The sequence below is a fragment of the Alkalibacterium iburiense genome (genome assembly GCF_039521845.1).
Lineage (GTDB): Bacteria > Bacillota > Bacilli > Lactobacillales > Carnobacteriaceae_A > Alkalibacterium > Alkalibacterium iburiense.
Map to the genome: position 1 here is coordinate 1 of NZ_BAAACW010000150.1, position 6,807 is coordinate 6,807.

The following is a 6,807-nucleotide window of genomic DNA, read 5'->3' on the forward strand; positions in this document are numbered from 1 at the left end:
ATAATTTTTTATAAGAAGTTTCAATAACCGCAAGGGTTAAACCTGGATATTCAACTGCAAAACTTGAGTTAAGCCGTTTAAAAAATTGGATGAAGAAGATAGCTGTAAAGTATAATGAAAGGTATTTACTCCAATCCTTATATTTTGAAATGGACTAAAATCAATAAAACGCGCCAGTCTCAACTATAGACTGACGCGCTTTTTTTTATTACATTACTTCCTGAATAGCTTTCATGCCACCTTCAATAACCGTTGTATTAAATCCTTTTGTCTCTAAATAGGAAGCTGCGGATGTCCCGCGATTTCCTGAGCCACATAAGGTATAGATTGTTTTGTTAGAATCTAGCTTTGGATAGGCATTAGGTAAATCTTCTAGTGCAATATTAACTAAGTTTTTCTTGGGTGCCGGTCGCGTTATTTCTTTGGGATTTCTAACGTCAAGTAAAATAAAATCGTCTGTTTGCTTTAAAAAGGACTCAGCTGAGGCCGTTTTTGATGCCTGAACTTTATCAGATGGGACATCACTTATATTAATATAGCCGTCAAGCTTATGGAAGCCCATATCTTTAGCTAATGCATAAACGTCTTCTATCTCACGCTCATCTTCTCCAATCAATAAGATCGGCTCATTTTTAGAAAGAAAGTGATGGGCATACTTTTTGAAGTTTTTTGGATTAAGATTAAGTGAGTAATCTAAGTGTCCGGATTGGTAAGCAAGCTGTGAACGGATATCAACAAGCTGCTGGTCATTGATATCTGTAGGGGTTAATTTTTTCATTTCAAAATGCCTCCTTGTTACTGTCTTGTGTTTAGTATAAAGGGTGGAAGGAAATAAAACCATACTATAACGTTTTCAGTTATAAGGGCATGTCTTTCACAATAGAGTTATATTAGGTATACTGACTCTAGATGAAATCAAAAAGGGGAGTTTACAATGAACGTTTATCCAATTCCGGCTTTTTCAGATAATTATATATGGCTGATTGAAAAAGAGTCACAAGTGATAGTCGTTGATCCAGGTGAATCAGAAGGTGTGTTAAAGCATTTAAAAGAAAACGAGCTGACGTTACAGGCGATTCTTCTCACCCATAAACACGATGATCACGTGGCTGGAGTGAGTGATGTTTTAGATAAATACCCACAGACGCCAATATACGGTCCGATAGAAACGCAGTCTTTGACTAATCACACCGTTGAAGAAGGAGACTCGTTTGAATTAATGGGAGAAACTTTTCAAGTGTTTAAAACAGCCGGTCATACTGAAGAGCATATTAGCTATTTAATGGGTGACAACCTGTTTTGTGGAGATGCTTTATTTTCAGGTGGATGCGGGCGTGTCTTTACAGGAGATTATGAAGCGCAGTATGATGCCTTGCAAAAGTTTAACACGTTAGATGATAAGGTACAGGTATTTGCAGCTCACGAATACACTCAAACCAATTTACGCTTTGCTTTGTCTGTAGAGTCTCCTAACCAAACACTCTCTCAAGCATTGGCTGAAGCCGATAAGATGAGAGCAGACAATGAACCGACCTTGCCTTCTACGATTGGCAAAGAGAAACAGATCAACTTATTTCTTAAAGCAAAAGCTTTAGATACATTTATAGACCTGCGTAAAGCGCGAGATGAGTTTTAATGAAACAGGAAAAAGGCCTTAGATTAATATCTATCTAAGGCCTTTTTGTCGAGTTCACGAATATAAAAGAGTGTGAACTCAATTATTTTGACATAATATTGAGTTCATTGAAAATAATCAGGCATGAACTTCATATTTTTATAAAAATGTTGAGTTCAGAAAAGAAATATTGGCTGAACTCCACTTTTAACAACAAATTGAAGAGTAAAAGCTTGGTGTAGGATTCAATGAATCGCCACACCAAGCTTTAACGAGTTATCTAGACATAAAACGAATGACTTTTTCTTTAAAGTCTGTGTAAGGCGGGTAACGGAATGGAATGTCAAACAAGGTCGTTTTTTCAGTTATTCCTTTTGTATGACTAAAGGTATCGAAACTGTATTTTCCATGATAACCGCCCATCCCACTGCCGCCGACGCCACCAAAAGGCATGTTGTTGTTCGCAAAATGAATGAGCGTGTCATTAATCGCTCCCCCACCAAATGACACATGTTTACTGATGTACTCTTTGACGGAATTGTTTTCAGTAAACAAGTAAAGAGCAAGTGGTTTTTCACGCTTGCGAATAATAGCAACGGCTTCATCAAGTGATTTATAAGAAATGACAGGTAATACAGGTCCAAAAATTTCTTCCTGCATAATGTCGGAATCCAAAGCCGGTTCATCCACTATGGTCGGTGCAATTTTGCGCGTCTCTGGATCCGACTGTCCCCCGTACAAAAGGGTTTCATTCGCGTATAATTCTTGAATTCGCTCAAAATGTTTTTCGTTAATAATACTTGGGAAGTCATCATTACTGAAAACATCCAAGCCGTAAAGTTTTTCAAAAGCTTGCTGAACAAGTAAAACAAACCGGTTTTTCACCGATTCATGTACAAGGACATAGTCAGGAGCAATACACGTTTGTCCTGCATTGACCGTTTTTCCCCAGGCAATGCGCACAGCGGCCTTCACTAAGTTGGCATTTTCTGTGACAATCGCCGGACTCTTGCCCCCTAATTCTAAAGTAACAGGTGTCAGAGTTTCACTGGCTGTTTTCATGACTTCATGGCCGACTCGACCACTTCCTGTGAAGAACAAGTAGTCAAAATCACTCTTGATTAAGTCCTGTGTTGTGTCTGATTCGCCTTCTACGACAGTGATATACTCTGGCGGAAAAGTTTCTGCAATCATTTCTTTCATCAGGGCAGACGAATGCGGCGTTGTCTCTGAAGGTTTTAAAACGACTGTATTCCCTGTAGCGATTGCACCAACCATTGGCGTAAAAGATAAGGTAAAGGGGTAGTTCCATGGAGAAATGATTAATACATTCCCATAAGGTTCGTGAACCATGTGACTTTTAGAATAAAAATGAATGAGAGAAGTCGGAACACGTTTTGCTTTCATTAAGGATTTCAAATTTTTCAACATATAATTTAATTCATCAAAAATCATTAGAATCTCGGTTGAATAGGATTCAAAATATGACTTTCCGAAATCTGCCGCAACAGCTTCAGCCATTCGGTCCTTATTTTCAATCAGCATCTTTTTAAAGCGCAAGAGCATATCTCGACGAAAGGCATAGTTCAAAGTCGTGCCTGTTTGAAAGAACTCTTCTTGTGCTTGTTTACTATAATTATTTGGTTTATTCATTGTAATCTCCTTTTACTCGTTTAAATGCATCGATTAATTCTTCTTTTTTGAAAATAACTGGTACGGGATAGAGAGGATTGGCTCCAATTAGCAGCTCGGGTTCACGCCAGTTCAAAGCATAAGCAGCTGGTCGAGCAATCGTTTGAAATGAACGAATGAATAAATTATGCATGAGTCTCCTACTTTCTTTCAATCTATATGTCCACAAATTCTTATTCATTAATTTTATCATAAAAAGAATAAAGAATAGTGAAAAATGCATAACCTAGAATGACTATTTTAGGATAAACACTCTAGGAGGTTACTAGTTAAAGATAAAGTTTGAACGAATATTCACAAAATTATATAAGACGTTGACGGATTTAGAACATAAGAGTATAATTCTAAATATAGCAAATATGTGAATTTTAACACAACATGAATATACAAAGAGAGGGTATGAATATAAAACGGTTCATTAAAGAACGTAAAAAGAGTGGTCTTTCACAAAGTGAATTGGCGGAAGGCATTTGTACGCAAGCCACATTAAGTCGTTTTGAAAACAATGGCCATGTCCCCAATTTGAAAATATTGATACAGCTATGTAATCGATTGGATCTTCCTTTAGGAGAATTGTTTCCGAAAGTCGGAGTGAGGCATACAGAGACAATCGAGAAAATGAATGAAGCTGAATTCTTTTTAATCACGAGTGAATACCAAAAAGCGGCAGAGCTTCTCCAGACTCTTTCTATTGAAGCGATTGAAGACGCTCATTTAATGTTACGTTACCGCTATTTACATGGTTTTATCATGCTTTTTCAACATACCTCTTCAATGGATACTCTGTTTGTATTTAATCAAATCTTATTTGAAGAAGAAGATCTCGACTCAGAAATATTCCGTTTACTGGCTTACACGGGTATCGGTATGGTTTATTTTAGAGAGAAAGAACAAGACAAAGCAGAATTTTATTTCAACAAAGTACTTGAAAATATATATAATTACCCGACTAAAGGAATGGAAGACACATGGCGAGCGCTTCATATCGTTTTCCAATGCAGTGTGTTTTACGCGGAAATAGACGAAATAGCTATTAGTAACGCGCTATCGCACTATGCTATCTCAATTTGCTCAGATAATCACGTAACCTATTATTTAGCCCGGGCAGCTATACAGTTAGCTAAAAATGCTATAGCTGAAAAGAAGTCTAAAAAAGACATTCTAGAGTTAATTTATGACGCAAGAGCCTATTCCAAAATAAACAGAAATAAAATTGCTTTGAAAGAGCTGGCTCATATGGAAAACGTGGTTGAATCAACTTTTGAGGGGTAAACAAAATGAGCATCGACTTTAAAAGCATTCGTTTAATGGGCACTGTTATTGATATTCATATTGAACATAAAGATGCCAGCAACTTAATGGAAAAGGTTATCCATCGATTATAGACATACGAAAAGCGTTTCAGTGCGAATGATTCGAGCTCTGAATTAATGGCAGTCAATAGACAAGCCGGTATCCAACCCGTTCAAGTGCATCCCGAATTGTATGAACTCATTAAGATAGGAAAAACCCACAGTTTTGCGCCGGGGAGTTATTTAAATATTGCAATTGGGCCTTTAATTCAAACATGGCGAATTGGGTTTAAGGATGCTAAAGTACCAGCGCAAGAAGAGATTACCTGTCTTTTAGAAAAAACAGATCCGCGTCAGATTGAATTGAACGATAAAGAGCAAACCGTTTTCTTGAAGAATAAAGGGATGCTGATTGATTTAGGAGCTCTAGCTAAAGGATACAGTGCTGATTTAATTATGGATTACTTAAAAAATAATAACGTCCAATCAGCATTACTTAACTTAGGTGGAAATGCTGTTGGGTTTAGAAAACGTGACTATTGGAAAATAGGGATTCAAAATCCTATGATGGCACGAGACAATTACGTATCAGTTTTAAAAGTAGCAGACCATTCAGTTGTAACGTCAGGAATATATGAAAGGCAACTAACTAAAGAAGGGAAGACTTACCACCATATCTTAAGTCCCGAAACAGGGTATCCGGTAACAACGGATGTAGCTAGCTTATCCATTTACTCTAAACGCTCGATAGAGGGAGAAATATGGACAACGCGTTTATATGGCAAGTCAGCTAAGGAAATAATAACAGAGCTTGATCAATTGGAAGGTATTGACGGGCTAGTCATTACGAAAGAAGACCAACAAATGGTCTCAAAAGGGTTAAAAGAAAAACTTATTTAAAGAAGGGAAAATTATTATGACACATTTAATCGGACTAGTAGGCACAAATTCAGAACAATCAACTAACCGAAAGTTACTCCAATTTATGCAACATCACTTTTCAGAAACAGCCACTATTGAGTTGGTAGAAATCAAAGACTTGCCACTATTTAACAAACCTGCAGATGGAGTGATTCCACAGGAAGTACAATTTATTGCAGATAAAATAGAAGCAGCTGACGGCGTAATTATTAGTACGCCCGAATATGACCATTCCGTTCCCGCTTCATTAATTAATGCACTTAATTGGCTGTCTTATGGCATTTATCCTTTTGTAGATAAAGCCGTTATGATTACAGGTGCTTCATATGGTGTACTCGGGTCATCTAGAGCCCAGTTACATTTAAAACAAATATTGGATGCTCCAGAATTAAAGGCACGCATTATGCCAAGCTCAGAATTTCTACTCAGCCACTCGCTTCAAGCCTTTAATCCAGACGGACGACTAGCCAGTGAAGAACAGATTATTAAATTAGAAGGACTCTTTGAAGACTTCTTAAGTTTTGTATCGATGACTAAACAATTAACGCATGCACACACCATTAATAAACAAGTAGCAGAAAACTTTTCTTGGGAAAAACCTTATAAAGAATAGGAGAATAAACAAATGAAAATAGTAGGTATTGTTGGATCAAATGCAGAATTATCGTATAACAGAAAGTTATTGCACTTTATTAGAAAACAGTTTGGTTCTTTATTTGAATTAGATATTGTTGAGATTAAAGATATTCCGTTGTTTAATCAAAGTAACGATCAGACTAACAGTGAGCCAATTCAGTCACTGCATAAAAAATTAGTTCAAGCAGATGGTGTGATTATTGCGACACCTGAACATAATCATACGATTCCAGCCGCATTAAAAAGTACTTTAGAGTGGCTGTCTTTCAAAATTCATTCCTTAGAAAATAAGCCTGTGATGATAGTAGGCGCCAGTTATTATGACCAGGGTTCTTCCCGCGCTCAGCTGCATTTGCGTCAAATACTGGATGCACCGGGAGTCAATGCAATAGTCATGCCAGGAAATGAATTCTTGTTAGGAAAAGTAAAAGAAGCGTTTGATGAACAGGACAATTTAGTTGATCCAGGTACTGTACAGTTTTTAGAAAGCTGTTTAGAAAAATTTGTTCGATTCGTCAATGTCGTATCTGTTTTAGAAGGACCTAAAAAAGAAACGCCAAAACCAGAAGATTTATAGGTTCACTAGTGTTGCATTAAATTAAAAAGAACTAGTACTTACTACTTGTTACATTCCTCACATGTGGTTTTCTC

General features: G+C 37.0%; 6 protein-coding genes and 2 pseudogenes. 5 read left to right on the forward strand and 3 right to left on the reverse strand.

All coding sequences use genetic code 11. The features are described 5' to 3' along the window. Positions 1 to 208 precede the first annotated feature (208 nt). The gene (locus tag ABDZ53_RS11590; RefSeq protein WP_343756697.1) at positions 209 to 778 is read right to left on the reverse strand and encodes a rhodanese-like domain-containing protein; all 570 of its coding nucleotides are present in this window, start codon (positions 776 to 778) and stop codon (positions 209 to 211) included. Between the two features lie 156 nt (positions 779 to 934). On the opposite strand from ABDZ53_RS11590, the gene gloB reads away from it, so the two are divergent. Next, positions 935 to 1,636: a hydroxyacylglutathione hydrolase gene (gloB, locus tag ABDZ53_RS11595; protein WP_343756699.1), complete on the forward strand. Its 702-nt coding sequence runs from the start codon at positions 935 to 937 to the stop codon at positions 1,634 to 1,636. 255 nt (positions 1,637 to 1,891) lie between these two features. On the opposite strand, the gene ABDZ53_RS11600 is transcribed toward gloB, so the two are convergent. Further along, on the reverse strand, positions 1,892 to 3,268 hold the full coding sequence (locus ABDZ53_RS11600; protein ID WP_343756701.1) for an aldehyde dehydrogenase: 1,377 nt from the start codon (positions 3,266 to 3,268) through the stop codon (positions 1,892 to 1,894). Further along, complete coding sequence (locus ABDZ53_RS11605; RefSeq protein ID WP_343756703.1) at positions 3,261 to 3,440, reverse strand: hypothetical protein; 180 nt, start codon at positions 3,438 to 3,440, stop codon at positions 3,261 to 3,263. The genes ABDZ53_RS11600 and ABDZ53_RS11605 overlap by 8 nt, the downstream gene beginning before the upstream one ends. A 245-nt stretch (positions 3,441 to 3,685) precedes the next feature. On the opposite strand from ABDZ53_RS11605, the gene ABDZ53_RS11610 reads away from it, so the two are divergent. From ABDZ53_RS11610 to ABDZ53_RS11625, 4 genes and pseudogenes are all read left to right on the forward strand, one after another. Beyond that, positions 3,686 to 4,579, forward strand: a complete 894-nt coding sequence (locus tag ABDZ53_RS11610) for a helix-turn-helix domain-containing protein (RefSeq protein ID WP_343756705.1) — start codon at positions 3,686 to 3,688, stop codon at positions 4,577 to 4,579. 5 nt (positions 4,580 to 4,584) lie between these two features. Further along, a pseudogene (locus ABDZ53_RS11615) lies at positions 4,585 to 5,499 on the forward strand (FAD:protein FMN transferase). 16 nt (positions 5,500 to 5,515) lie between these two features. Further along, a complete protein-coding gene (locus tag ABDZ53_RS11620) occupies positions 5,516 to 6,133 on the forward strand; it encodes an NADPH-dependent FMN reductase (protein ID WP_343756707.1) in 618 nt (205 codons plus the stop codon). A gap of 12 nt (positions 6,134 to 6,145) precedes the next feature. Further along, positions 6,146 to 6,730 (forward strand): annotated as a pseudogene (locus ABDZ53_RS11625) (NADPH-dependent FMN reductase); the annotation flags it as partial. Between the last annotated feature and the right edge of the window lie 77 nt (positions 6,731 to 6,807).

Coding starts and splice junctions, on each gene's coding strand:
- ABDZ53_RS11590 (WP_343756697.1), bottom strand. CDS start 778: ATGAAAAAATTAACCCCTACAGATATCAATGACCAGCAGCTTGTTGAT.
- ABDZ53_RS11600 (WP_343756701.1), bottom strand. CDS start 3,268: ATGAATAAACCAAATAATTATAGTAAACAAGCACAAGAAGAGTTCTTT.
- ABDZ53_RS11605 (WP_343756703.1), bottom strand. CDS start 3,440: ATGCATAATTTATTCATTCGTTCATTTCAAACGATTGCTCGACCAGCT.
- gloB (WP_343756699.1), top strand. CDS start 935: ATGAACGTTTATCCAATTCCGGCTTTTTCAGATAATTATATATGGCTG.
- ABDZ53_RS11620 (WP_343756707.1), top strand. CDS start 5,516: ATGACACATTTAATCGGACTAGTAGGCACAAATTCAGAACAATCAACT.
- ABDZ53_RS11610 (WP_343756705.1), top strand. CDS start 3,686: ATGAATATACAAAGAGAGGGTATGAATATAAAACGGTTCATTAAAGAA.